Here is a 25,053-nt window from a genome sequence, read left to right as displayed (position 1 = left end):
GAAAACGATAGGCTAAAGATGTGAGTAATGAAGTTGAAATCGGCCGCGGGAAACGCGCCAATGTTGGATATTCTTTCGACGACATCGCCGTCGTTCCTTCTCGACGCACGCGAGACGCCGCAGACGTTTCGGTATCTTGGCAGCTTGATGCCTATCTTTTGGACGCGCCTATCATCGCAGCTCCAATGGACTCGGTTACTTCGCCTGCGACTGCAATTGCCATGGGCAAAATGGGTATGGTGGGAGTTCTCGATCTCGAGGGAATCTGGACGCGTTACGAGGATCCTGAGCCTTATCTCGAGGAGATCTCTACGCTGCCTGAGGAGCAAGTTTTCCAACGTATGCAGGAGATTTACCGCGAACCAGTGAAAGCTGAACTGATCTCAGCCAGACTCGAAGAGATCCGCAACGCAGGCGTGCCGGTGGCGGGAGCGCTCTCGCCGCAACGCACACAAGAGTATTGGCGTACGGTGGCCGACGCTGGCGTCGATCTCTTCGTCATTCGTGGCACAACAGTTTCGGCTGAGCATGTGTCGTCCAATCGCGAGCCGTTGAACCTCAAGCGATTCATTTACGAACTCGACGTACCGGTTGTTGTGGGCGGCGCGGCGTCTTACACTGCGGCTTTGCATCTGATGCGCACCGGAGCTGCTGGAGTTCTCGCCGGTTTCGGAGGCGGGGCGACGACGGCAAATCGCCGTACCGTGGGCGTTGCTGTTCCGATGGCGACGACGGTGGCTAATGTTGCGGCTGCCCGTCGGGAATATATGGACGAGACTGGTGGTAGGTACGTACACGTTATTGCTGATGGGCAGATTTCCACGTCGGGTGATTTGGTTAAGGCTATTGCCTGTGGCGCAGATGGCGTGATGCTCGGTACGGTGCTGGCCCGTGCAGATGAAGCGCCTGGTCGAGGGTATCATTGGGGTGCGGAGGCGCACCATAAGTCTCTGCTGCGTGGCGAACGAGTCAAAGTTGAGCAGGTGGGAAGTTTGGAGACCATTATTAATGGTCCTTCTCAAGATGCGTCAGGTACTACGAACTTGATTGGTGCATTGCGGCACGCCATGGCGATGACTGGTTACTCGGATGTGAAAGAATTCCAGCGAGTGCCAATCTCGGTGGGGCAGTAAGATTCTGAATAAGGGGCAGTAAGGGGCCAGCATAAGCAGAGTTCTGCTGAAGCTGAACTCTGGATCAGACCTAAAACTAGGGGCGATTTTTGCAATATCGCAACATATATAGAGATGTTGCTCAAATCGCCCCTAGTTTCGTGCGCTATCGCGCCTTAGGCTACATACCTGGACGCTTACCTAAGGTCACGCTGATCTCTTGGGATCCGGCGAAGAAGTCGTTGCCTTTGTCATCTACCACGATGAATGCTGGGAAGTTCTCAACTTCAATGCGCCAAACAGCTTCCATACCAAGCTCTGGGTACTCAAGCTGCTCAACTTTCTTGATGCAATCCTCAGCGAGCTGCGCTGCTGGGCCGCCGATTGAACCGAGGTAGAAACCACCGTGCTTGTGGCAGGCGTCCGTAACTTGCTGAGAACGGTTTCCTTTGGCGAGCATCACCATCGAACCGCCCAGAGCCTGGAACTGATCTACGTATGAATCCATGCGCCCTGCCGTGGTTGGACCAAACGAACCAGATGGCTTACCTTCTGGTGTCTTGGCTGGTCCGGCATAGTACACAGGATGATCTTTCAGATACTGTGGCATACCTCCACCGTTTTCGATGCGCTCGCGAATCTTCGCGTGAGCGATATCGCGTGCCACAATCATCGGACCATTGAGCGAGAGTCGCGTCTTAACGGGGTATTTGCTCAGCTCAGCAAGAATATCTGACATCGGCTGGTTCAGGTCGATAGTCACCACGTCATTGCTCTCGGCGTGCCCGATCTCAGCATCCGTAGTAGCTGGCAAGAACTGCCCAGGATTGTGCTCAAGTTCTTCGATGAAGATTCCCTCTGGGGTGATCTTTCCCTTGGCTTGGCGGTCTGCCGAGCAGGACACCGCGATAGCTACTGGCAGTGAGGCGCCGTGCCGCGGAAGGCGAACCACTCGCACGTCGTGGCAGAAATACTCGCCACCAAACTGTGCGCCAATTCCAATCTTGCGTGTAATATCAAGAACTTTTTCTTCCATCTCGAGATCGCGGAATCCATAGCCTTCTTCGCCACCACAGGTTGGAAGTTCGTCTAGGTACTTGGCAGATGCATACTTCGCTGTTTTGAGCGCAAACTCCGCCGAGGTTCCGCCAATAACGATGGCCAAGTGGTAAGGCGGGCAAGCGGCGGTGCCGAGGGAACGAATCTTGCCTTCGAGGAATGGCATCATCGAATCAGGATTCAAAATAGCTTTTGTTTCCTGGTACAGGTACGACTTGTTCGCTGAACCGCCGCCCTTAGACATAAACAGGAAGTGGTATTCGTTTTCGTGACCTGGGTGAGTGTCCGCATAGAGTTCAATTTGAGCCGGAAGGTTTGTGCCGGTGTTTTTCTCTTCAAACATCGTCAGCGGAGCATTTTGAGAGTAGCGCAAATTGTACTTCTCGTAGGTGTTCTGTACGCCTTGCGAAAGCGCTTTCTCGTCGACGCCGGGGGTGAGCACGCGCTGTCCGCGTTCGCCCTTGATGATGGCAGTGCCGGTGTCTTGGCACATCGGCAATTCTCCTTGCGCAGCGATGTTTGCGTTGCGAAGTAGCGTTTTTGCCACGAAACGATCATTTGGTGAGGCCTCTGGATCCTTGGTAATCTTGGCAACCTGCTTGAGATGTTCAGTGCGCAGAAAGTGGTTGATCTCGTAGAAAGCCGTTTCCGCAAGTAATTCAAGCGCGCTTTCCTCAACTTTGAGGAAAGTCATACCATCGGGGCCTTCCACAGTGCTCACGCCCTCAGTAGAAATGAGGCGGTACTGCGTTTTATCCGGACCAACCGGAAGCATATCCTTGTACTTGATTTCAGTCATGGAACTCTCCTGATGACGATACATTTATTTCATATACAAGAATAGTGATGGGGCGGTTGAAATACTGGGTACAACCGCCCCATCACTAGAGAAATTTTGGCTCGAAAGGTTGAAATCTAGCCGTTATAGCGATAAACGTTAGTCTCGCGTTGCGTAAAACCAGCACGCTGATATAAGCGATTTGCGGCTTCACGGCTTGGGCGCGAGGTGAGGTCTACCGACTTCACGCCTTTCTTCTGTGCGAGATCGATAGCCGCTTCCACAAGCTGCTGGCCAGCGCCCTGACCGCGAGCTGCTTCATCAACGACCACGTCCTCGATCCATGCCCGCCAGCCAGTAGGAATCTCGAACGTCACCAAAGTGAGCATTCCGAGAATCGGTTTGACGACGGCGTCGCCGCGCTTGCTCTCAGCCGGAAGGTTGCGAGCGTCGTCGTGAGCTTCGCTGGGCTTCTCGCCGCGATAGACGAACAAGTAGATGTTGTCTTGCGCCAAGAAATCCTCAAGCTGTTCGATGTTCATCGGTGACGATGAACGTGAAAGCTGGGGGATAAGCGTGGCGAATGCGGCTTCAAGCTCTGGTGAAGCATCTTCGACTAATTCGACCGGCATGTTAATCCTTTCGATCTACGCAATCAGATGAGTTCCATTGCCTGCTGAGCGATAGCAAGCTCTTCGTTCGTTGGAACGACCATTACGCGCACCGATGAATCTTCGGTGGAAATCGTGCGTGGCTCCTTCGAGCGTACCGCATTCGCGGAGTCATCGATAGCGATTCCGAAGCTAGCTAGGCGTTTGCACACAGCTGCACGGAGGCGATCGTCGTTTTCACCTGCGCCGGCGGTGAAAGTGATGACGTCGAGTCCGCCCATGACCGCAGTGTATGCGCCAATGTAGTGGAGTAGGCGGTGTACGTACACCTCGAGAGCTTCTACTGCGTTAGCATCGCCCGAATCGGCGCGCTCCCACACCTTGCGCATATCATTATCGCCGGTGAGGCCCTTCAGGCCCGACTTCTTGTTGAACAGGGTGTCCACCTCGTCGGTGGACATTCCTGCCACACGCTGCAGGTGGAATACAACCGCCGGATCAATATCGCCGGTACGGGTGCCCATCACCAAGCCTTCTAGCGGCGTCAATCCCATCGAGGTATCCACTGCGTGGCCGTTGACGACGGCGGAAACGGACGCGCCATTGCCCAAGTGCAACACAATTTGCTTGAGGTCATTGCGGCCGAGGATTTCGCTAACTTTCTCCGAAATGTACTTGTGCGAGGTGCCGTGGGCGCCATAGCGGCGGATTTCGTATTTCTCTGCCACTTCGCGGTCGAGTGCATATACAGCGGCTTCTGCAGGAAGCTGCTGGAAGAAAGCGGTATCAAAAACGGCTACGTGCGGCACATTGAGCAGCTCGCGAGCAACTTCGATTCCCTTCAAGTGGGCAGGGTTGTGAAGCGGCGCGAGCGGGCAAAGCTCTTCAATCTTGGCTTGCACAGCGTCGTCGATTACGGCAGCTTTGCTAAAGTACTTGCCACCTTGCACAACACGGTGACCCACAGCCTTGATATTGGCATCGGCAAGTTTTGGTCCTACCGAGTCGAACAGATCGAGAACCTTGCGCAGACCATAACCATGATCTGGGATCGTTTCGTCAATATTGATCTCTTCGCCATTGTATTTATGCTCGATATGGCCAATTTCTTCGCCGATACGCTCAACGAGGCCGGATGCGAGGGAAGCTCCAGATTCAGGATCAACAAGCTGGTACTTGATGGAAGATGAACCCGAGTTAATAACGAGGACAGTCATGAACACACTTTCTATTTTTCTCAGCCTTGCGCTTGAATCGCAGTAATGGCAACAGTATTGACGATATCTTCAACGAGCGCTCCACGGGAGAGATCGTTGACAGGCTTATTGAGACCTTGCAAAACAGGTCCGACGGCGACTGCGCCAGCAGAGCGCTGCACAGCCTTGTATCCGATATTTCCAGCGTTGAGGTTCGGGAAGATGAAAACGTTCGCCTTGCCCGCAACTGGGGAATCAGGGAGCTTGGTGGCTGCAACTTTCGCGTCCACAGCGGCGTCGTACTGGATCGGACCTTCGACAACGAGATCGGGACGACGCTCACGCACGATCTTGGTGGCTTCGACGACGGCGTCCACGTCCGGTCCTTTTCCAGACGTACCCGTGGAGTAGGACAGCATGGCGATACGCGGATCAACACCGAACTGAGCTGCGGTTTCTGCCGAAGAAATAGCGATTGACGCAAGCTGTTCCACCGTTGGGTTCGTGGTGACGGCGCAGTCTCCATAAACGTAGACGCGATCTTCCATGAGCATCAAGAAGCAGGAGGATACGAGATCGGCGCCCGGCTTCGTCTTTATGATCTGGAATGACGGAACGATTGTGTGAGCAGTGGTATTGATAGCACCAGAAACCATGCCATCGGCGTCGCCCATGTGAACCATCATGGTGCCGAAGTAGGAAAGATCCTTGACAGTCTCATAAGCCTGCTCGTAGGTAACGCCCTTCTTTTCGCGCAGACGGGCAAATTCTGCCGCATACTTATCCAGCAGCTCAGGATCGTCGTTTGACACGATAGTTGCCTGCGTCAGATCGAGCTTGAGTTCTGCGGCGCGGGCGTGGATCGCTTCTGCATCGCCAAGTAGCGTAATATCAGCGACTTCGCGGGCAAGCAGTTCGTCGGCTGCGAGCAAGATACGATCGTCTGTCGATTCAGGCAAGACGATACGCTTGCGGTTTGCGCGGGCGCGCCCAATGAGGGAAGCGGTGAAGCTCAGCGGAGTAATCACGTCTGAACCATGTTCCATAGCTGCTTTGAGTGATTCCACAGCTTGTTCGTCAAGTTCGCGTGGACCGCCGTCAGGGAGCGAGATCACCGTATTGTGATCGACGTCGTGCGGAGTCTTATTCGTGAAATCGGCAGGGGCGTCGGTGATGATCATGCCTGAAATTGGAGCGTGCTCCTCAGAAATTTCATTCGCGACCAAGTGTGCAATGGTGCCGATTTGTTCGCTCGAGCGAAGTGCGCCAGAGAGGATGGGAAGAACCGAGGTGCCCAAATTAGCTGCTGCGCGGCCAGTACGTGCAAGTACACCAGGGAATAGCGGATCGCCGTCGAGCACACCAACGATGAGCACAGCATCGTAGTTGTGGGCGAAATCGGTGTAGCGCTTGACGAGGGTGTTCATTGCTTCGTTTTCGTCGGCAGCCAAAGCCTGACGAGTGCTTCCCCATGCAACACCAAGATCTTCGGTACGGCCAATGGTTTCAAGGAGCTCGCGGAATGCGATATCGTCCTCAATTGGACCGTTGGTGAAAGCGCGGAATACGCCCAAATTTTCGTAGTGCTCATTGAGTTTTTCGAGGCATGCTTGAACTACTCCGCGGGTTCCAGCATTTCCTTCTGCCGCGGTCAAATAGACGCTCTTCGTCACGAGATTTTCCTCCCTGAAGCGGGATCCGCTTCAATAAATGTGAAACCGCGGGTAGCTTATGCACACTCCTTGTGCACTGCTGGCAGCTATCTTGCGCTGCTGGTCGCCGCCACTGCGCATGTGCGGTGCGAGTGGTGAAGCTACGCTCGGCTTCCTATTTCTCTTCCATCTTCGCACCAATGTCCTAGAAAATGTGTGTTAAGTTGGAAATTCTGTGGTTTCTCACGTATTGCGTGTGATTTGCGTGATACGCTTCGGTGGAGTTTTGAAGGGGAGAGTATGCGTAAAAAGCGGAATTTGCGGCGTTCTCGCAGGCTACGTGAGGTACGACCGCCATTGCGGGGCGGTGTTAATGCATCGCGGATTGTGTTGCCCGAAGGGGACTGGCAAACGCTGGGGCAATGGGCACATTTTCGCTTTGGCGACGACGTGTGGGAGGCCTTTCGTCACGGGGATTTTCTTGCCGACGGCGGAGTGGTTTTGGGTCCGGATGAGCCTTACGTGGCGCGTTCCCGAGTGTGGATATTTCGGCCGGTACTTGATGAACCTGATGTGCCGATTGAGCTTGACGTTGTTTATGAAAACGAACGTTTTATTGTGGTGGACAAGCCGCATGGGATGGCGACGATCCCGCGTGGCTCGCACGTTGCTAATACCGTGACTGTAGCCGCGCGTCGACAGTTTGCCAATGATGAGCTGGTATGCGCGCACCGTTTAGACCTCGAAACCGCAGGGCTCGTGCTACTCACAAAGAAAATTGAGTATCGCAGCCTGTATCAAGATATGTTTCAGCGCAGAGAAATCGCAAAAGAATACGAGGCGATTGCGCAGGCTGGTGAGTTGTTTGCGGATCGTCAGTGGCATCATTTTCAGTTCCGACTTGATCGGCCACAGGGGCAAATGCACGTTGACGTAGTTGATGATTGTGCTCCGCTTGGAGTGGCAAACGGCGTTACTGACGTGCGGATGCTTGATTATGTTGACGATGAACACCGTTACGCCCGTTTTGTGTTAAAACCGACGACGGGTTACACCCATCAACTGCGCACTACAATGAACCATGTGGGAGCGGCGATTTTTGGCGACCCACTCTATCCAGTGAGATTGAGTATTGAAGATGAAGCGAATCGTGGTCACTTTTTGAAGCTCTTAGCTGCGCGTTTGAGTTTCGTTGATCCGGTTGGTGGGCGAACGTGTAGCTTTAACTCTCGGCAGGAGCTGACGTTGTTGGCGGAAGAAATAGCAGGTTTGTCATGAAGAAAATTATTCATGTAGTTGGTGCAGTATTTATTCGTGACGGAAAAATACTCGCAGCTCAGCGTGGTGAGGGGCGTTCTCTTGCAGGATACTGGGAGTTTCCGGGCGGAAAGATTGAAGACGGCGAGACTCCACAGCAAGCATTGGTGCGCGAGCTGCGCGAAGAACTTCTGACAGACGCCGAAGTTGGCGATTTCGTGGCGCGTTCTGAGTATGAGTACGACTTCGGCGTGGTGCGTTTAGATGCGTATTTATGCGCGATACTTGGCACTGCGCCCCGCCTGACCGAGCATCAAGCAATCCGATGGCTCAGCGCAGCTGAGATTTTCGACGTGCAGTGGGCGCCGGCCGATATTCCGATTATTGAGGAGCTGCGGCGGAGACTTGAGGTTAGCAAGACGGCGAAGGCTTGAGGCTGGCAAGACGGCGCAGACAGCTTGTCAAGACGCCGTAGCCCAGCTGAAACCCAAGGAAGACGGCGGGTCATCCACCTTGTGACACAAAACCAAGTTCACATATGAGATTTTGCGAAATTATTTCGCACTCGTCGGTGGCCTCCGATAGGCTAGTTCTGTGAATTTAGATGAACTTCGCCCAGTTGTAGTGGTTGATAATGGCGCCCAATACGCCCAGTTGATTGCACGCCGCGTGCGTGACGTTGGATATTACTCGGAATTGGTACCGCATTCGTGGCCGGTTGAAAAAATTCTCGCCAAGGATCCCGCAGCGATTATTCTTTCTGGTGGTCCGGCATCGGTTTATGCCGAGGGGTCACCTGCTCTTGACCCGCAGCTTTTGCAAGCTGGCGTGCCTGTGATGGGTATTTGCTACGGTTTTCAGCAGATGGCGCAAGCCCTTGGCGGCGTCGTCGCCCAAACCGGACAGCGTGAATACGGTGCCACCGAAGCGAACGTCGTCGCCCCTAACGTATTGCTTCCGAGCGACGACGGCATCGAAAACGTGTGGATGAGTCACGGAGACGCCGTCACGGTTGCGCCGCAGGGTTTCACCGTCATTGCGACGACGCCGGGCGCTCCCGTTGCGGCCTTTGAGAATGTTGACGCGAAGTTGTTTGGCGTGCAGTGGCATCCTGAGGTCGTCCACTCTGAGCGCGGCAATGAGATGATTTTGCGCTTCCTGCGCGATGGCGCCGGATTGGAACCGAACTGGGATTCGTCAGGAATTATTGAAGACCAGATTGAGAAAATTCGTGCTCAAGTGGGGGATTCGCTCGTGATTTGCGCACTTTCGGGTGGTGTGGATTCCTCAGTTGCGGCAGCGCTCGTGCATCGTGCGATTGGCGATCAGCTCACCTGTGTGTTTGTTGATCACGGTTTGTTGCGCGGCGGTGAAGCTGAGCAGGTCATTAATGACTATGCAGAAGCTCGTGGCATGAAGATCATGGCCGTGGATGAATCAGAGCGTTTCTTGACTGCGCTCGCGGGCGTAACGGAACCTGAGGAAAAGCGTAAGATTATTGGCCGCGAGTTTATTCGTTCGTTCGAAGCGGCGCAGCGGAAACTGATTGCGGAAGCCGGTGCGGAGGGACGCGAAGTTAAGTTCCTCGTGCAAGGCACGCTTTACCCAGACGTTGTTGAGTCTGGTGGCGGCGAAGGTACAGCAAATATTAAGTCGCACCATAATGTGGGCGGTTTGCCAGAGGATCTTAACTTTGAACTGGTTGAGCCATTGCGTGATCTTTTCAAGGACGAAGTTCGTGCCATTGGTGCTGAGCTTGGGCTTTCAGAGAAGCTGGTGTGGCGTCAGCCGTTCCCAGGGCCTGGTTTGGGAATCCGCATCATTGGCGAAGTGACGCGCGAGCGTTTGGAGATTTTGCGGGCTGCAGATCTGATTGTGCGTGAAGAACTGACAAATGCAGGGTTGGATCGCGAGATTTGGCAGTGCCCAGTGGTATTGCTTGCGGATGTGCGATCAGTGGGTGTGCAAGGTGACGGACGTACTTACGGGCATCCCATTGTTTTGCGGCCGGTGTCGTCTGAGGATGCTATGAGTGCCGATTGGAGCCGTTTGCCTTACGATCTTCTTGCCAAGATTTCGAATCGTATCACCAATGAGGTTGCCGAAGTGAACCGAGTGGTGCTGGACTGCACGTCCAAGCCGCCAGGGACAATCGAGTGGGAGTAGGTTGCTCGTTAGTATTAATGCCATGCTGAACGCATGGCATTAATACTATGTGGGCCTTTTGCAAGCGGTGGGGGAGTTCTTGCGGGGCGTGAGACGACGCGAATCCTCCGAAAAAGTGTTGCAATTGTAGGTTTATAGCCTACAATTGCAACATGGGTAATTCGAATCATGTGAAAACTATTACACACCTCTCGGAGTCTGAGGGGGTCTTCACGACTGCCCAAGCTGAGCGTATGGGAATACCTCGCGATGCGCTACATGATGCCGTGGAAGCACATCTTATCGTGAGGATTATGAGAGGAGCCTACCGTATGGTTGGATCTGGCTTTTCGTATACAGATGAGCTCGCAGCGGTATGGAAACTTACCGCACCGGAAAAATTTACCCACGAGCGGATGGGTGTTGCTGAATGGGATGGTATTGCTGTTGGCGGCTCCACAGCGTCGTCTCTGCTTGAAATTGGTGACTTGCACCTATCTCCGTATCGCCTTTATACGCCGAAGAGAATTAATACGAGAAAGCTCACGGTAAGCTTTGCTAAACGTGCCGTTCCACGCAGTGATGTGATGTTTGTTCAAGGTTTGCCTGTGACACGCCCCGAACGTACAGTATTTGACCTCGTTGTTGATGACGAAGATCTTTCTCTCGTGGCTGACGTGCTGCGGGATGCTTCATATGTAAACCGCGATTTCGACTTCAATAAGCTCTTAAACCTCCTGAAAGACCACTATGAAGAAGGTGAAGCCGTCGAGATCTATCGAGGACTACTTGTGGACTCAGGACTACAGGGTAAGGGGCGGCAAAATGGTGTATAAAAGCGCTGCGGCACTTGAGATGGCTGTCAAGGCTACTGCTTTGACATCTGTCCAGGATACTGGCCGTGTCATTTCATCTTTCTATTTTCATAGATTTCTCTGCCGCATATTCAATGATGGTAATGATTCGTTTATACTCAAGGGCGGACAGTCTTTGCTAGCTCGTACCGCCGATGCAAGGATGACGCGTGACATTGACTTGCTTGGGATACAGGATGACCTCGATGCGGCGTTGGAAACTCTCGTTGGATTGGCTGAAACTGATCTTGGTGACTTTCTAACATTCGAGTTTGTGAGTGCGCATCCAATCAAAATGGATGACGAGTATCGTAGTGGTCTCGCTGTGAAGTTCATACCGGTTCTTGGGGTTAAGCGTATGCAACTGATCTCTATTGATCTTGTCGTTGACGCCCTGTCTCTTGAGACTGCAGAATTAGTTACCCCTGCTGATCGAATTGAAATCGATGGGCTTGTCACGTGTGACTATCTAGTTTACGCCGTTGAAAACGCGCTCGCGGACAAGCTCTGTGCTTTAACTGAAATAACGATGGACGACCCTCATCGCGTGTAAAGGATCTCGTTGATATCGCCGTCTATGCCACTACGTGCTTGGTTGATGCTCATAGACTCAAGGAATGTGTAAGCCGTGAAACTAATGTGCGAGGAATTACATTGCCGAAAATGTTTGGCGTTCCGCGTGAGTGGGGAATTGCCCAACAACGGCAGTTTACAAAACTCTGTGCTCAAACGCGGTTGCCGAGTTCGTTTAGAACAATTTCCGCAGCATCAGATCTGGCCCGTATGCTATATGAACCCATTTATGGCGAGTATTTAGAGAACGGAGTTTGGGATCCGTCAGAATTAAGGTGGACAAGGAAATAATAGTTCTTAGTTCACGTTTTATTCGCAGAGCCCCAGTGGCAATTAATTACTTTGAACCCTCCACGAACAGCGAATCAAACGGATAAAATGAACCCAAACGTACCGAAGAATGGAGGATAGGTGAGTCTTCGCAACGTTATCAAAGGAGAACAGCCGCTCTTCATCAAAATCAAAGCCTCCATCGACAGAGGAAAAACTGTAGACACCGGTGAAATTGGCGAGTACCTCATAGAATATGCCTTAGAGAAAGGTTCTGTGCCTGGGCGGTATCGTACATTTTGCAATATATACGTTCCCCATCGTGGACGTATGGCGGAAATCGACGTGATCATGCTGCACGAAAAGGGCATCTTCGTATTTGAAAGTAAGAATTACTCAGGGTGGATTTTCGGCTCCGAGAATCAAACGCAGTGGACCACCAGTCAAAGCAGCAGCACCAAGCACCGATTCTATAACCCAATCAAGCAGAATCGATCCCATATAGAAGCGCTCGCTTCCGGTCTGGAAATCGACAGAGAAAGCTTTCATTCCGTCATTGTGTTCTCTGAGCGATGCGAACTAAAGAAGGTTCCGCAGAATACTGAATCGTTCACCATTATCCAACGTCAGCATACAGTCCGAACGATGAAGATGTTGCTCGAGAGCCGGGATATTTGTTTCGACGATGCCCAATTCGAGAAAGTTGCGGCAAAGTTGGAGACGATGAAGAAGACGGATGACGTCGCTGCCAAGCATCTCGAAGTTGTCCAAGCCATCCAAGCCGGACAGGTCTGCCCGTGGTGTGGTGGCGAACTAGTCGAACGTAATGGACGCAACGGCACATTCCGCGGCTGTTCAGGGTTCCCTAAATGCAGGTACACGGCCAAGATCAAATAGTCCTTGGGTAGCACTCACCCGACTGCATCAACCCACTTTTGCACGAGCTCGGCACGCACCGGGCGGTCAAAACTCCCGCCGTCACGCACTTTGGATCCGACGTGGAAGTCGCGATAACCCGCCTCGAGCAGCGACGGTATAAACTCAAGACTTAGCCCACCGCCAACGAGCACGCGTTGGGCAGCCCAAGGGTTCGTCTTTGCAAGGCTGAGCAGATTATTCATTCCTGCCGCGACTCCGGCTGCTGAACCAGCTGTGAGCACAGTGTCGGGAGCAAAGTTCAAGCTCTCGAGATCTTCCCATGCTTGCTGATAGCTGCGTGCATGATCGATTGCCCGGTGGAATGTAAACGTTGGATTTTCACTGTCAACCGAGCTCAGCAAAGCATCAATACGAGTGCCGTCTACACGACCATCCCGCAGGAATCCGAGCACGAGCCCTTGTGCACCGGCGTCGTAAAAATCTTGTGCAAGAGCAGCGAGCTGTGCAACCTCCGCGCTCCCATCCACATCGAATCCATCGCGGGTACGTAACATAACACGCACCGGAATGTCGACGGCGGAGCACACCTCACGTACTAGCTGTGGACTTGGCGAAAGGCCGTCCATCTCCATTGTTCCAACTAGTTCGATGCGCTGAGCATCACCTGCTTGGGCAGCAATCGCATCCGTACTATTGAGGCAAATAACTTCGAGCATTTGGGCTCACCTTTCTCGCCGTTTGCACCTACTGCAACGTTGCGTCCACCCAAGCGGGTTTTCACACCGGCACGATGCAGCTCGCACATCTACAAACGCGCCGAATCCTACAACATGCTGGCAAATAACGAGTATAGCTGCTGATCGTCGTCAAGCTCGGGGTGGAAAGTAATACCAATCTGATTCTTGTATTGAACAGCCACGGGCGTACCGTCAGCTAGGCTCGCAATAGTGTCCACACCGTCGCCAATGTCGGAGATATGGGGTGCGCGAATGAAGGTCATGGGAATGGAGACTTCCTCTGATGAACCCGACGAACCCGAACTGTGCAGTACGCCAGTAGCGTGGAAACTTCCCAGCTGGCGGCCGTAAGCGTTGCGAACCACCGTCACCGGCAGACTCGCGAAACTTGTGATCGGTACGCGAGACGTCGTCGTCGCACGTTCCAAGCCGCTCCCGTTGCCGTTTTCCACCTTGTGTGCGAGCAAAATCAGCCCAGCACACGTGCCAAGCACGGGTGTTCCATCCGTGATTTTCGCGCGCAGTGGGTCAAACATGCCCAGCTCGTTTAAGAGCTTGCTTTGCACAGTGCTTTCGCCGCCTGGAAGAACGAGGCCGTCTAAATCTTGCGCGGCATCGGTATGATTTCGCAGTTCAACTGCGTCGAACCCCATGTCTTTCAAACGGTGACAATGCTCTATGAACGCGCCTTGTACAGCGAGTACTCCAATCCTTTTCACGCCAACTCCTAGTAAAAATAACGAACTCCGGTTGCGGGAAGTGCTGCGAGGCTGCTTTTAGTGCTGGATATAGCGTGTTATACCCGGCGCACTATCCAGCTACCTAGCGCAATACCCAACACAATATCCAGCACTTTTGCGTCACTTCCCGCATAAACTGCTAAACGCTTGTGGCTCTACTTGCCACGTTCCGCCATGAGAAGTTCAATCTCGGATTCGTTAATGCCCACCATCGCTTCGCCCAGATTTTCCGAAAGCTGCGCGATGAGCTTGGCGTCCTCGAAATTGGTCACTGATTTGACGATCGCTTGTGCACGTTTCGCTGGGTCGCCGGACTTGAAAATGCCTGATCCTACAAAAACTCCCTCAGCGCCGAGCTGCATCATCAATGCGGCATCGGCAGGAGTGGCCACGCCGCCAGCGGCAAAGTTCACCACTGGGAGCTTGCCGTTTTCATGCACAAATCGCAGCAATTCAACCGGCACTTGCAGCTGCTTGGCCTCTTCGAAGAGCTCGTCAGCGCGTAGGCTTTGCACTTTGCGCATTTGGGATTGAATGAGGCGCATATGCGTAACTGCTTGTACGACATCGCCGGTACCAGGCTCTCCTTTGGTGCGGATCATTGACGCGCCCTCGGCGATGCGGCGCAATGCCTCACCAAGATCTTTGGCGCCGCATACAAACGGCACTTTGAAGTCTGTTTTATTGATATGGAAAACATTGTCGGCAGGGGAGAGCACTTCAGATTCGTCAATATAGTCGATTTCCAGCGCTTCAAGGATCTGAGCTTCCACAAAATGCCCGATTCGCACCTTTGCCATCACAGGAATGCTCACGGCGTCTTGTATTTCTTTAATTAGGCGCGGATCGCTCATACGGGAAACGCCGCCAGCTGCACGAATATCTGCTGGAATACGCTCAAGTGCCATTACGGCGCAGGCTCCAGCTTCTTCAGCGATTCGTGCCTGCTCCGAATTGGTTACGTCCATAATGACGCCGCCTTTGAGCATTTGTGCGAGCTGTTTGTTGAGTTCATAACGTGACTGGGTCATGGTGCACTTCCTTGTGTTGAGTTAGTACGTCATGTTGTGGCAGTGCGGAACACAAACAACTGATCGCGTTGTCGCCGTCATGACGTACATAGGGAGGGAAAACTCGCGCGGATACGCGATACCGATACCCGCAATCCTATATATAAACTGATCTTGTAAAAAGATTCAGAATAGATAGAATTTATAGGGTCAGATATAAGACCAGACTCTTGAGTTCAGGTGAATAATTCGGTGGCAGAACGGCAAATACTTACCTACACGCTCGAAGAACGTGGTGCAGAGAGTCTGTATTCTTTTCTCTATAACCAGATTAAGTCTGACATTCAACGAGGGAGGATTGCCGCAGGTCAAAAGTTACCCTCGAAGCGGCGGCTCGCACAGCATCTTGGCGTATCTGTGATTACGGTGGAAAATGCCTATGCGCAACTAGTCGCTGAAGGATACGTGGATGCGCAGGTGAGACGTGGATATTTCGTCAATTCGCTCGGAAATTATCTGGATTCTCCAGCTAACCACCAATCCAATAGTGTATCGTCACGTGCTCGCCTCTTGAACTATGCTGAGAATGACGACGACGCTGCGCGAGCGACGTCGGATACCGCAGGGAAAAGCGTGGAAATACGTGCCGATCTGTGCTCAAATACCATGCCCACCGGTGTCTTCCCGTATAAAACCTGGGCAAAGACGATGCGTGAGGTTGTTGCGCAAACTGAGGAATGTGAAATTCTCGCGCAGCTCGATCCATGTGGAGCGCCTATCTTGCGGGAGCGAATCGCACAGTATCTCCACGAATTCCGTGGAATGGAGGTCGATCCGCGTCAGATAGTGGTAGCGGCAGGTGCTCAGACCTTATATAACCTACTCATTCAGCTATTGGGCCGGAATCAAGCCTACGCGGTTGAAGACCCTGGTTACTCGCGGCTTACCGATATTTACCGTGCCAACGATGTGCAGCTTGCGCATGTTCCGCTCGACGACGACGGCATCCGCACCGATATTCTCCAGCTCATGGGTGCCAATATTGCGCATGTGATGCCTTCACACCAGTATCCAACTGGCATTGTTACGTCGATCAGTAGGCGTTATGAGCTGCTGGCTTGGGCGGCGCAAGAAGGCCGCTATCTCATTGAAGATGATTACGACGCCGAGTTCAGGCTTGCGGGCAGACCGATACCGAGTCTCTTTGGTATGGATACCACTGATAGCGTGATATATATAAATACTTTTTCGAAGAGCTTGGGTGCGATGTTTCGAATGGGCTATATGGTGTTGCCAATGCACTTGGCACAGCGCTTTCGTCATGAGCTGAGTTTTTATAGCGGCACGGTATCGACCATAGAGCAGCTCACCTTGGCGCGCTTCATTCAGACGGGTGCTTATGACCGCCATATCAACCGGCTGCGCAGTATGTATCGAACGATACGCGATTCTTTGCTCGGTGAACTCGGTGCCAGTGGGCTTGGTGATCTGTGTGGTGTCAAAGGGCAGGATGCAGGTTTGCACTTCGAGCTGCGAATAGAGGTACTCGCCGCAGAGGATGCTATTTGTGAGCGGATGTTGGCGCGGGGGATACGGTTGATGCCGATGAACCGCTTCTATCAAAAAATAGACGATAACCAGCGCGAATCTAGGTTTGTTGTGAGCTATGGAGCCTTGGTGGCGAGTGAAATACCCTATGTGGTGAATTGCTTGAGCGAAGTAGTACACGAGCTCCAAAACGAACTAGTCCACGGAGTGGCCAAAATCTGACCGAGTTTTGAGACGTGAGGAAAGTCCGGTGTGCTTCGATTAGCCTTTTCGATGTGCTCATCGACTCCTACACGCTAAGAGGTAATCTATGAACGGCGACGGTCTCCTCACTCATGTGCTTGATCCCAGTGATAAAGGTCAGGATGAATGTGGAGTGTTTGGCGTTTGGGCGCCGGGCAAAGAAGTAGCACATTTGGCATATTTTGGTCTTTATGCGCTTCAACATCGTGGTCAGGAAGCGGCCGGAATTGCCACGAGCAATGGTGAAAATATCCTCATTTACAAGGATATTGGCCTGGTATCCCAAGTTTTTCACGAAAAAGCCCTCGCCTCGCTTGATGGACATTTGGCCATTGGGCACGTCCGATATGCCACCACAGGTCAAGGATCATGGGTAAATGCCCAGCCTACCTTGGGAGCAACTGAATTTGGCACAATTGCTTTGGCTCACAACGGCAACCTTGTAAACGCGCCAGAGCTGATCTCGCTAGTCAAAGAGGAATCAGGCGCGGATTTGCGCGGAGAGATTGGCCATGGCTCCTCAACCGACACCGCCGTCGTCACTGCTCTCTTTGGAGCGACGCGCGGTGAGGCGAGTATCGAAGACGTGGCGATGAAAACTTTACCGCTGCTCAAAGGCGCGTTTTCACTCGTTTTTATGGACGAACACACGCTTTACGCCGCGCGAGATCCGCAAGGTTTCCGCCCTCTGGTGCTCGGAAAAATTGACGACGGGTGGGTAGTTGCGTCCGAAACTGCAGCGCTTGACATCGTGGGGGCGAAATTTGAGCGCGAAATTGAGCCAGGTGAGTTTGTGGTTATTGACGGCGACGGCGTGCGCTCGCGTACCTTTGCGGCGTCGAAACCGCGAGGTTGCGCTTTCGAATACGTGTATCTTTCCCGCCCTGACACCGTGATTTCTGGACGAAACATTAATTCGGTTCGCAACGAAATGGGCAGAATTTTGGCGCGTGAGCACAAAGTTGATGCGGACATCGTCATTGCAACTCCTGATTCGGGAACGCCTGCCGCGATTGGTTATGCACAAGAATCTGGAATTCCCTACGCGCAGGGCTTGGTGAAAAACGCCTACGTTGGGCGCACGTTTATTCAGCCCACGCAAGAGATGCGTCAACGTGGAATTCGGCTCAAGCTCAATCCGCTGCGTGAGGTCATCCAAGGGCAGCGCATTGTGGTGGTTGACGATTCGATCGTGCGTGGTAATACACAGCGCGCTTTGGTGAAAATGCTACGTGAAGCTGGAGCAGCGCAGGTGCATGTGCGCATTTCTTCGCCACCTGTGCAGTGGCCGTGCTTCTTCGGTATCGACTTTCCAACTCGCGCTGAGCTCATTGCGAATTCTTTGAATCTTGACGAAATTTGCGAGCAGATAGACGCCGATAGCTTGGGTTATCTCTCGCATGAAGGTATGGTTCGGGCAATCGGTTTACCCGCAGAAAAGCTTTGTTTCGCTTGCTTTAACGGGGATTATCCTATTCCTGTTGACGTGCACACTGCGCGCATTTCTGGTTGCTAGTACAGTCGCACGCAAAATTGGCGGGAGCATTAGCGTAATCTTGTAGTTGTTATGAACGATTCACACAATTCTCAAGATGCTTTTTCGGCTGCGATGGAACGGCTTCGTGCGCGCGTTGCGGCTGCTCAGGAGGCGGCGGAGCCGTCGTCGTCAGGTATTGGGGTTAATGCTAGTGCCAGCTCTTCGGTAACGCAGGGGCAGCCGGGCGTTTTGAACTCGAATTCGGCTGTAAACGCCGCACATGGCGACGGCGCTGGTGGCGAGAGCTGGCGTACGGCGTGGCAACGCGGAGAGCTTTCACATGCTCAACAAGAACATCTTGAGAGTTTATTGGCAGGGCTCAATTCGCGTCAACGAGAAGCTGTGGTTCACACTGGCGGGCATTTACTGGTGATCGCAGGTGCAGGATCAGGAAAAACACGTGTGCTCACTACACGTATCTCCTACCTCATCGCTACTCGGCAAGTGGAAGCGGGGGAAATCCTTGCGATCACCTTCACAAACAAAGCCGCCAAAGAAATGCGCGAGCGCTTGGAGACGATGCTCGGTCCGGTAGCGAACCGAATGTGGATTTCCACTTTCCATTCTGCGTGTGTGCGAATTTTGCGTGCCGAGCATAAAGCTATCGGCATGCGCTCTACTTTTACTATTTACGATGCTGCTGATTCGCAGCGGTTGATGAAAATGATTTGTGCTGAGGAAAATATTGATACCAAGCAATTTCCTCCCAAAACACTCTCGCATAAGGTGTCGGATCTCAAGAATGAGATGATTGGTCCACACGAATTTGCTCAGCAGGCTGTGGATCGTGATGAGCTCGTGCTTGCCCAGGCATATATGGCATATCAGCAGCGGCTTCGTGCTGCTCATGCGATGGATTTCGACGATCTCATTATGCAAACTGTTGTTTTATTGCGGGAAAATCCGCTGATCGCTGAGCAGTATCGACGCCGATTCCGGCATATCTTGATTGACGAATATCAAGATACCAACACTGCGCAGTACCAGTTGGTGCGCGTATTGGTGGGAGACGAAAGCGAAGCGATTCACGGGGAGCTCACGGTAGTGGGCGACGCCGATCAGTCTATTTACGCATTTCGTGGTGCCACAATCCGCAATATTGAGAGCTTCGAAGAAGATTTTCCCAATGCCACCACTATTTTGCTTGAACAGAATTATCGCTCCACCCAAAATATTCTCACTGCGGCTAACTCAGTGATTGCACACAACGAGAGCCGGCGGGTGAAAAAACTGTGGACTGATTCGGGCGATGGGCACAAGCTGGTTGGCTACGTGGCGGACGCAGAATCAGATGAAGCAAGCTTTGTAATCGACGAAATTGATCGTTTGCATGAGGAGGGCTATAAATACTCTGACATGGCAGTTTTCTATCGAGCGAATGCGCAGTCTCGTTCGATAGAAGATTTCTTGGTAAGGTCCGGCATTCCTTATCGGGTAGTGGGTGGCACAAAGTTTTACGATCGCAAAGAGATCAAGGATGCTGTTGCATATCTTCAAGCGATTGCGAACCCAGACGACACCGTTTCCTTACGGCGCATCATTAATGAGCCCAAGCGAGGTATCGGTGCAAAAGCGCAGGATATGGTGGCTTTTCATGCAAATCGTTGGCATATATCTTTCGGTGCTGCTCTTGGTGATATTGTGCGGCCCGATCCGCAGCGAGGAGAAGTCGGCGGTTTAACACCGCGCGCTCGTAACGCAATGACTGCATTTGTTACGATGCTTGAACAAATGCGTGATAAGGCAGCGGCGGGCGGCGCACCAGCAGATATCCTTGACGAAGTCATGGATGCTTCAGGATATTTGGAAGCCTTGCAGGCTTCGGCTGATCCGCAAGATGAAGTTCGGGTGGAGAATCTCGCCGAACTGCACTCGGTTGCTTCTGATTTCCGAGTGCTCAATCCTGATGGCACGCTCGGCGATTTCCTCGATCAAATTTCCTTGGTGGCAGATTCTGATCAACTTCCTGATGAAGCGGGTGAATTTGAGGGCGAAGTCGTGCTGATGACCATTCACACTGCTAAAGGCCTCGAATTTCCAGTTGTATTTGTGACGGGAATGGAAGACGGAACGTTCCCGCATATTCGTTCCTTGGGGTCAAGCCTAGAGCTTGCCGAAGAGAGGCGTTTGGCCTATGTGGCGTTGACTCGTGCACGGCAACGCTTGTATATATCGAGGTCAGCTACCCGCTCGCAGTGGGGTGCTCCACAAGAGTTACCGCCGTCGCGATTCCTCGAAGAAATTCCTGAGTCAGTAATTGAGTGGAAGCGGGAAACGTCGTCGCTGGACTCGCTGCGAGGTTCGGGCTACGGCTCGTGGGGAATGCGCTCTGGAGGCGGTTACGGCGGCGCTGGTAGTTACGGGAGAGGAAAGTCGGCTCGATTCTTGGACGACGACGATTTTGCACCTCCGGTGGGAAGCGGGAAATTCGTGCCAGGTAAACTTGGCGAAGAAATTGAAATCCACGCTGCACGTGCGGATCGCGCTTCTGATCAAACTACTGACAGTGCGAAATTAACGGATTCTGCCCAAGGGCCTGACAGCGGCGCAGAGCGCACTGGAGTTATTGACTCAGGCGGACTCAGCGTTGGCGATAAGGTGCGTCACAAGTCGTTTGGTGAGGGCATCGTTATTGCATTTGAAGGACAAGGAAAATCCACCGTTGCCAAAGTTAAGTTCAAGAATGGAGCTACAAAGCGCTTGATGTTGCGCTTTGCCCCACTTGAAAAGTGCTGAGTGATGGGAGGAATTCCGAAACTCACAGAAGAAACATGCGAAAAACTCCCAAAAGTTAGGCAAAAAGTCCTATGCTATAAGTGTTGAACGGTTGAACTCATGTGGGGAATGCCGCCTAGACGTAATGTAGATCGGAAGGAATATCCGTGGATTTATACGAGTACCAAGCCCGCGATCTCTTCGCGGAGTACGACGTTCCCGTTTTGGCAGGCATCGTTGCCTCCACAGCGGACGAAGCAGCTCAGGCAGCGCAGCAACTACTGGAAAATAGTGATCTGGTTGTTGTAAAAGCACAGGTGAAAACCGGTGGGCGTGGAAAAGCTGGGGGAGTGAAGTTAGCTCGATCAGTGGAAGAGGCTCGCGAGAAAGCTCAGGAAATCCTGGGTATGGACATTAAGGGCCATACGGTGCACAAAGTCCTCATCGCTGCTGGTGCTGATATCGCCGACGAATACTATTTTTCGGTGCTTCTCGATCGATCAGAACGACGCTATCTCGCTATGTGCTCCAAAGAAGGAGGCATGGAAATCGAAAAACTCGCTGTAGAGCGACCTGAGGCTTTGGCGAAGATTCCTGTTGATCCACAAGTGGGCATCGATCGGGCGAAAGCGGAAGAGATCGTTTCCCAGGCTGGTTTCGAGGCGGACTTGGGCGCCAGGATTGTGCCAGTTATCGAGAAGCTCTGGAACGTTTACACTGGCGAAGATGCCACGTTGGTGGAAGTAAATCCACTGGTGCAAACGGCGTCGGGCGAAATTCTTGCGCTCGATGGCAAGGTGACTGTTGACGACAACTCTCGCTTCCGCCACGAAAATCATGCACAGCTCGTCGATAAAGCCACCGAGAATCCGCTTGAGGCCAAGGCAAAGGCATTGGGCTTGAACTATGTGAAACTCGATGGTGGTCAGGTTGGCATTATTGGCAACGGAGCTGGCTTGGTGATGTCTACGCTCGATGTGGTTGCTTACGCAGGCGAGAAATACGGCGTCGGACCTGCAAACTTCCTCGATATCGGCGGTGGCGCGGACGCTACCGTGATGTCCAATGGACTTGATGTTATTTTGAACGACGACGACGTTCACTCAGTTTTCGTCAACGTTTTCGGTGGCATCACAGCCTGTGATCAGGTGGCTGAAGGAATCGTCAAGGCGCTTGAGATCTTGGGCGACGAAGCGAAGAAGCCAATTGTGGTGCGACTTGATGGAAATAACGTAGAGCATGGGCGTGAGATTCTGGCACAAGCTAATCATCCGCTCGTCACTTTAGTCGATACAATGGACGGTGCCGCTGCTAAAGCCGCCGAATTAGCTGCGAAGTAGGGTGAAGTAACGATGGCAATTTTCCTATTTGAGAACGATAAGGTAATCGTCCAGGGTATGACGGGATCGGAAGGTTCGAAGCATACTCGCAGAATGCTTGGTGCAGGCACCAAGATCGTGGCTGGAACAAATCCGCGCAAAGCTGGCACATCTGTAGATTTTGAGGTTGAGCCAATCGGATATGGCAAGGAAAACCGTACCGCTGGTGTTGTGTCCGTGCCGGTCTATGGCACGGTGGCTGAGGCAAAGGCTGCAACTGGTGCGGAAGTCTCAGTGATTTTTGTGCCCCCGGCTTTCACCAAGGCTGCAGTGACTGAAGCTGTGGACGCCGGTATGCGGCTCGTCGTCGTCATTACGGAAGGCGTTCCGGTCAAGGACACGGCTGAGTTTTTCGCGTATGCGCAGGCACACGGCGTGCAAATGATTGGACCAAACTGCCCTGGAATCATTTCGCCAGCGCAGTCAAATGTGGGAATTACTCCTCCTGATATTACAGGTCCAGGAAAGATTGGGTTGGTGTCTAAATCCGGCACGCTCACCTATCAGATGATGTATGAGCTCTCGGATATTGGCTTCACTACCTGTATCGGTATTGGCGGAGATCCTGTTATTGGCACAACGCATATTGACGCTTTGCAGGCTTTTGAAGACGATCCAGACACAGAGCTCATTGTGATGATTGGTGAAATCGGGGGCGACGCCGAAGAGCGAGCCGCCGCCTACATTAAAGAGCACGTGACTAAGCCTGTGGTGGGCTATGTAGCAGGCTTTACAGCTCCAGAAGGGAAAACGATGGGTCATGCAGGGGCAATTGTTTCGGGATCTTCTGGAACGGCTGCTGCCAAGAAAGCTGCACTTGAAGCTGTGGGAGTACGGGTTGGAAAAACTCCTACTGAAACAGCCAATCTTGCTCGTGAAATCCTGAATAAGAGCTAAAAATAGCGGCTAGGTAGTGCATTTACTGCACGAGAATATGCTTGCTTCGGCTTGGGTGGGGTGCGAGCGCGTCGGGATATTTTGAAGCGTCCCGCGCTCGCACCCCACCCCAATTGCTACTATTGAAGCTAATAGCAGCACTCATCCACTGTGAATGTTGCCGTTTGTTGCCGTGCTGGTAGGAGAGCTTCTGGCAACTTTTGGCAACATCATTTTCTCCTTTTCTCACCATGTAAGGATTGTTGGCAACAGGGCACACACAGCTGTGAACTGCCCTAAGTCGATCAATACTACGCATCGAGCAGTGATGCTCACTTCTAGCTAACCACCATAGACGGTGAATTCAGGAGGAAGAGGATGGCAACTACGCCGGCACTCAACGGACGCACTATTCGTCCCTTTGGTTTCCGAGACAAAATCGGCTACATGTTTGGCGATTTCGGAAATGATTTCACGTTCATTTTGCAGGCCATGTTCTTCATGGTTTTCTACACCACAGTGGTGGGCATCAATCCAGCTCATGTTGGCACATTGCTGCTCGTTGCTCGCATTGTTGATGGCTTTACCGACGTGGGAATGGGCATCCTCGTTGATCGCCTCCCAGTCAAAGATGGCGGCTACAAATTCAAGCGGTGGATCAAGTACATTGCAATTCCTGTAGCTGTAGCTTCGGCATTGATGTACATGTCGTTCGTTGGTGATTTCTCAAGCTACACCCTCAAGCTGGTGTGGATGTGTGCAACATACTTCCTGTGGGGATCTATCTTCTACACTGCTATTAACATTCCTTACGGCTCAATGGCTTCAGTGGTTTCGGCTAACCCAGATGATCGCGCACAGCTGTCCGTTTACCGTACCACTGGTGCCACACTTGCACAGCTGGTGATTATGACGGTGCTTCCTTTGGTTGCATTCACTAAGAACGCCAAGGGCGTTGCCGTGATGGATGGAAGCAGCATGACGGTTTCCGCAGCTATTTGTTCCGTACTCGCAGTGGTGTGCTACGCCCTGTGCTATTTCAACGTCGAAGAGCGTGTGCCTTCAACTGTGAAATCTAAGTCTGAAGGTGGCAATGGCATCGGTAAGATGCTTTCGGCAATCTTCACCAACCGCGCACTGCTCGGTCTCATTGTGGCAGCCCTGCTCTTGCTGGTTGCCAACTTGTTCCTCGGCGGAATGCTCTCGTTCTTGTTCATGTCGTACTTCGGAAACGGCAAAATCCAGTCTGCAGCTACGTTAGTTGGTTTGCTTCCAGCGCTGTCACTAATCTTTATCGCGCCATGGGCTTCGAAGAAGTGGGGAAAGACCGAAGTAGGCGCAGTTTCCATGCTCATTGCTGGAATTGTCTTGGTGTCTGCCAACTTCTTGCATATCAAGAGCGTAACGGTTTGGATTATCTTCTACGGTGTGGCGATGTTCTTCATCTCCGTGTTCAACTACTTGGTGTGGGCATTCATCACCGACGTAATTGATTACCAAGAGGTTCGTACTGGTCAGCGCGACGACGCCACGGTCTACGCCGTCTACTCGTGGGCACGTAAGCTCGGGCAAGCACTTGCCGGTGGCCTTACCGGTTGGGCGCTGGGTTGGATCGGATACAATGCTGAAGCCGCTAAATCGGGTGTTGCCCAAGCTCAAGATGTGGTTGATGGTGTTTACACCGCAGCTAACCTGATCCCAGGTATTGGCTGCATCTTGGTCGGTTTGGCACTTATCTTCCTCTACCCATTGAAGAAGAAGCAGATTGACGCAAATGTGGCGACGCTCAACGAACGTCGTGCAGCTGCCGCAGGGAACGCCGTCGACTAATAACACTTGGGAGGGTCGGTGTGAACGAGGAAAAGTTCATGCCGCCCTCCTT

Annotated in this window: 20 protein-coding genes; 13 read left to right on the top strand and 7 right to left on the bottom strand. The window is 52.5% G+C overall.

Annotation, left to right across the window (positions count from 1 at the left end; genetic code table 11):
* Positions 1–20: 20 nt before the first annotated feature.
* Positions 21–1,133 (top strand): GuaB3 family IMP dehydrogenase-related protein, encoded by a 1,113-nt coding sequence (locus EZJ44_RS05040; protein WP_131280865.1) that lies wholly within the window; start codon positions 21–23, stop codon positions 1,131–1,133.
* Positions 1,134–1,293: 160 nt separating this feature from the next.
* Here EZJ44_RS05040 and EZJ44_RS05035 read toward each other — a convergent pair whose 3' ends face one another.
* From EZJ44_RS05035 to pta, 4 genes are all read right to left on the bottom strand, one after another.
* Complete coding sequence (locus EZJ44_RS05035) at positions 1,294–2,970, bottom strand: fumarate hydratase (RefSeq protein WP_131280863.1); 1,677 nt, start codon at positions 2,968–2,970, stop codon at positions 1,294–1,296.
* A 116-nt stretch (positions 2,971–3,086) separates the two neighbouring features.
* The gene (locus EZJ44_RS05030) at positions 3,087–3,581 is read right to left on the bottom strand and encodes a GNAT family N-acetyltransferase (RefSeq protein WP_131280860.1); all 495 of its coding nucleotides are present in this window, start codon (positions 3,579–3,581) and stop codon (positions 3,087–3,089) included.
* 23 nt (positions 3,582–3,604) lie between these two features.
* Positions 3,605–4,777 carry an acetate/propionate family kinase gene (locus EZJ44_RS05025; protein ID WP_131280858.1) on the bottom strand — a complete coding sequence of 391 codons (1,173 nt, stop codon included), beginning with the start codon at positions 4,775–4,777 and terminating at the stop codon, positions 3,605–3,607.
* 20 nt (positions 4,778–4,797) lie between these two features.
* Positions 4,798–6,429, bottom strand: coding sequence for a phosphate acetyltransferase (pta, locus tag EZJ44_RS05020; RefSeq protein WP_241658599.1), 1,632 nt, complete (start codon positions 6,427–6,429; stop codon positions 4,798–4,800).
* Positions 6,430–6,708: 279 nt separating this feature from the next.
* Between pta and EZJ44_RS05015 the strand changes: the two genes are divergently transcribed.
* From EZJ44_RS05015 to EZJ44_RS04990, 6 genes are all read left to right on the top strand, one after another.
* Positions 6,709–7,686 carry a pseudouridine synthase gene (locus EZJ44_RS05015; protein WP_131280855.1) on the top strand — a complete coding sequence of 326 codons (978 nt, stop codon included), beginning with the start codon at positions 6,709–6,711 and terminating at the stop codon, positions 7,684–7,686.
* Positions 7,683–8,099 carry a (deoxy)nucleoside triphosphate pyrophosphohydrolase gene (locus tag EZJ44_RS05010; RefSeq protein ID WP_131280853.1) on the top strand — a complete coding sequence of 139 codons (417 nt, stop codon included), beginning with the start codon at positions 7,683–7,685 and terminating at the stop codon, positions 8,097–8,099. Before EZJ44_RS05015 ends, EZJ44_RS05010 begins: the two co-directional genes overlap by 4 nt.
* A gap of 160 nt (positions 8,100–8,259) precedes the next feature.
* Positions 8,260–9,831: a glutamine-hydrolyzing GMP synthase gene (guaA, locus tag EZJ44_RS05005; RefSeq protein WP_131280851.1), complete on the top strand. Its 1,572-nt coding sequence runs from the start codon at positions 8,260–8,262 to the stop codon at positions 9,829–9,831.
* Between the two features lie 152 nt (positions 9,832–9,983).
* On the top strand, positions 9,984–10,646 hold the full coding sequence (locus EZJ44_RS05000) for a type IV toxin-antitoxin system AbiEi family antitoxin domain-containing protein (protein WP_131280849.1): 663 nt from the start codon (positions 9,984–9,986) through the stop codon (positions 10,644–10,646).
* Positions 10,636–11,217 (top strand): nucleotidyl transferase AbiEii/AbiGii toxin family protein, encoded by a 582-nt coding sequence (locus EZJ44_RS04995; protein WP_241658598.1) that lies wholly within the window; start codon positions 10,636–10,638, stop codon positions 11,215–11,217. The genes EZJ44_RS05000 and EZJ44_RS04995 overlap by 11 nt, the downstream gene beginning before the upstream one ends.
* A 431-nt stretch (positions 11,218–11,648) precedes the next feature.
* Positions 11,649–12,404, top strand: coding sequence for an NERD domain-containing protein (locus EZJ44_RS04990; RefSeq protein WP_131281076.1), 756 nt, complete (start codon positions 11,649–11,651; stop codon positions 12,402–12,404).
* Between the two features lie 14 nt (positions 12,405–12,418).
* Here the strand turns inward: EZJ44_RS04990 and EZJ44_RS04985 are convergent, their stop codons facing one another.
* The 3 genes from EZJ44_RS04985 to pdxS all read right to left on the bottom strand — a co-directional run bounded on the left by EZJ44_RS04985 (position 12,419) and on the right by pdxS (position 14,894).
* Positions 12,419–13,102, bottom strand: coding sequence for a copper homeostasis protein CutC (locus tag EZJ44_RS04985; protein WP_131280848.1), 684 nt, complete (start codon positions 13,100–13,102; stop codon positions 12,419–12,421).
* Between the two features lie 107 nt (positions 13,103–13,209).
* Positions 13,210–13,842 carry a pyridoxal 5'-phosphate synthase glutaminase subunit PdxT gene (gene pdxT / locus EZJ44_RS04980; protein WP_131280845.1) on the bottom strand — a complete coding sequence of 211 codons (633 nt, stop codon included), beginning with the start codon at positions 13,840–13,842 and terminating at the stop codon, positions 13,210–13,212.
* Positions 13,843–14,018: 176 nt separating this feature from the next.
* Positions 14,019–14,894 (bottom strand): pyridoxal 5'-phosphate synthase lyase subunit PdxS, encoded by an 876-nt coding sequence (gene pdxS, locus EZJ44_RS04975; RefSeq protein WP_131280843.1) that lies wholly within the window; start codon positions 14,892–14,894, stop codon positions 14,019–14,021.
* 231 nt (positions 14,895–15,125) lie between these two features.
* Between pdxS and pdxR the strand changes: the two genes are divergently transcribed.
* The 6 genes from pdxR to EZJ44_RS04945 all read left to right on the top strand — a co-directional run bounded on the left by pdxR (position 15,126) and on the right by EZJ44_RS04945 (position 25,001).
* A complete protein-coding gene (pdxR, locus tag EZJ44_RS04970) occupies positions 15,126–16,643 on the top strand; it encodes a MocR-like pyridoxine biosynthesis transcription factor PdxR (protein WP_165496114.1) in 1,518 nt (505 codons plus the stop codon).
* A gap of 88 nt (positions 16,644–16,731) precedes the next feature.
* A complete protein-coding gene (gene purF, locus EZJ44_RS04965) occupies positions 16,732–18,180 on the top strand; it encodes an amidophosphoribosyltransferase (protein WP_131280838.1) in 1,449 nt (482 codons plus the stop codon).
* A 51-nt stretch (positions 18,181–18,231) separates the two neighbouring features.
* Positions 18,232–20,937 (top strand): UvrD-helicase domain-containing protein, encoded by a 2,706-nt coding sequence (locus EZJ44_RS04960; protein ID WP_131280835.1) that lies wholly within the window; start codon positions 18,232–18,234, stop codon positions 20,935–20,937.
* 146 nt (positions 20,938–21,083) lie between these two features.
* A complete protein-coding gene (gene sucC, locus EZJ44_RS04955; protein WP_131280832.1) occupies positions 21,084–22,256 on the top strand; it encodes an ADP-forming succinate--CoA ligase subunit beta in 1,173 nt (390 codons plus the stop codon).
* 12 nt (positions 22,257–22,268) lie between these two features.
* The gene (gene sucD, locus EZJ44_RS04950) at positions 22,269–23,192 is read left to right on the top strand and encodes a succinate--CoA ligase subunit alpha (RefSeq protein ID WP_131280829.1); all 924 of its coding nucleotides are present in this window, start codon (positions 22,269–22,271) and stop codon (positions 23,190–23,192) included.
* Between the two features lie 357 nt (positions 23,193–23,549).
* Positions 23,550–25,001 (top strand): MFS transporter, encoded by a 1,452-nt coding sequence (locus EZJ44_RS04945; RefSeq protein WP_131280827.1) that lies wholly within the window; start codon positions 23,550–23,552, stop codon positions 24,999–25,001.
* Positions 25,002–25,053: the final 52 nt, after the last annotated feature.

It is taken from the genome of Arcanobacterium bovis, from assembly GCF_004331995.1.
Classification (GTDB): Bacteria; Actinomycetota; Actinomycetes; order Actinomycetales; family Actinomycetaceae; genus Arcanobacterium_A; species Arcanobacterium_A bovis.
Note: the sequence above shows the minus strand (reverse complement) of the source record. Positions and strands in the feature narration are given on the sequence as shown.

Excerpts from the sequence above, each read along its gene's own strand:
- EZJ44_RS05035 (WP_131280863.1), bottom strand. The coding sequence starts at position 2,970 with ATGACTGAAATCAAGTACAAGGATATGCTTCCGGTTGGTCCGGATAAA.
- EZJ44_RS05030 (WP_131280860.1), bottom strand. The coding sequence starts at position 3,581 with ATGCCGGTCGAATTAGTCGAAGATGCTTCACCAGAGCTTGAAGCCGCA.
- EZJ44_RS05025 (WP_131280858.1), bottom strand. The coding sequence starts at position 4,777 with ATGACTGTCCTCGTTATTAACTCGGGTTCATCTTCCATCAAGTACCAG.
- EZJ44_RS05015 (WP_131280855.1), top strand. The coding sequence starts at position 6,709 with ATGCGTAAAAAGCGGAATTTGCGGCGTTCTCGCAGGCTACGTGAGGTA.
- EZJ44_RS05010 (WP_131280853.1), top strand. The coding sequence starts at position 7,683 with ATGAAGAAAATTATTCATGTAGTTGGTGCAGTATTTATTCGTGACGGA.
- EZJ44_RS05000 (WP_131280849.1), top strand. The coding sequence starts at position 9,984 with ATGGGTAATTCGAATCATGTGAAAACTATTACACACCTCTCGGAGTCT.
- EZJ44_RS04995 (WP_241658598.1), top strand. The coding sequence starts at position 10,636 with ATGGTGTATAAAAGCGCTGCGGCACTTGAGATGGCTGTCAAGGCTACT.
- EZJ44_RS04985 (WP_131280848.1), bottom strand. The coding sequence starts at position 13,102 with ATGCTCGAAGTTATTTGCCTCAATAGTACGGATGCGATTGCTGCCCAA.
- pdxS (WP_131280843.1), bottom strand. The coding sequence starts at position 14,894 with ATGACCCAGTCACGTTATGAACTCAACAAACAGCTCGCACAAATGCTC.
- purF (WP_131280838.1), top strand. The coding sequence starts at position 16,732 with ATGAACGGCGACGGTCTCCTCACTCATGTGCTTGATCCCAGTGATAAA.
- EZJ44_RS04960 (WP_131280835.1), top strand. The coding sequence starts at position 18,232 with ATGAACGATTCACACAATTCTCAAGATGCTTTTTCGGCTGCGATGGAA.
- sucD (WP_131280829.1), top strand. The coding sequence starts at position 22,269 with ATGGCAATTTTCCTATTTGAGAACGATAAGGTAATCGTCCAGGGTATG.
- EZJ44_RS04945 (WP_131280827.1), top strand. The coding sequence starts at position 23,550 with ATGGCAACTACGCCGGCACTCAACGGACGCACTATTCGTCCCTTTGGT.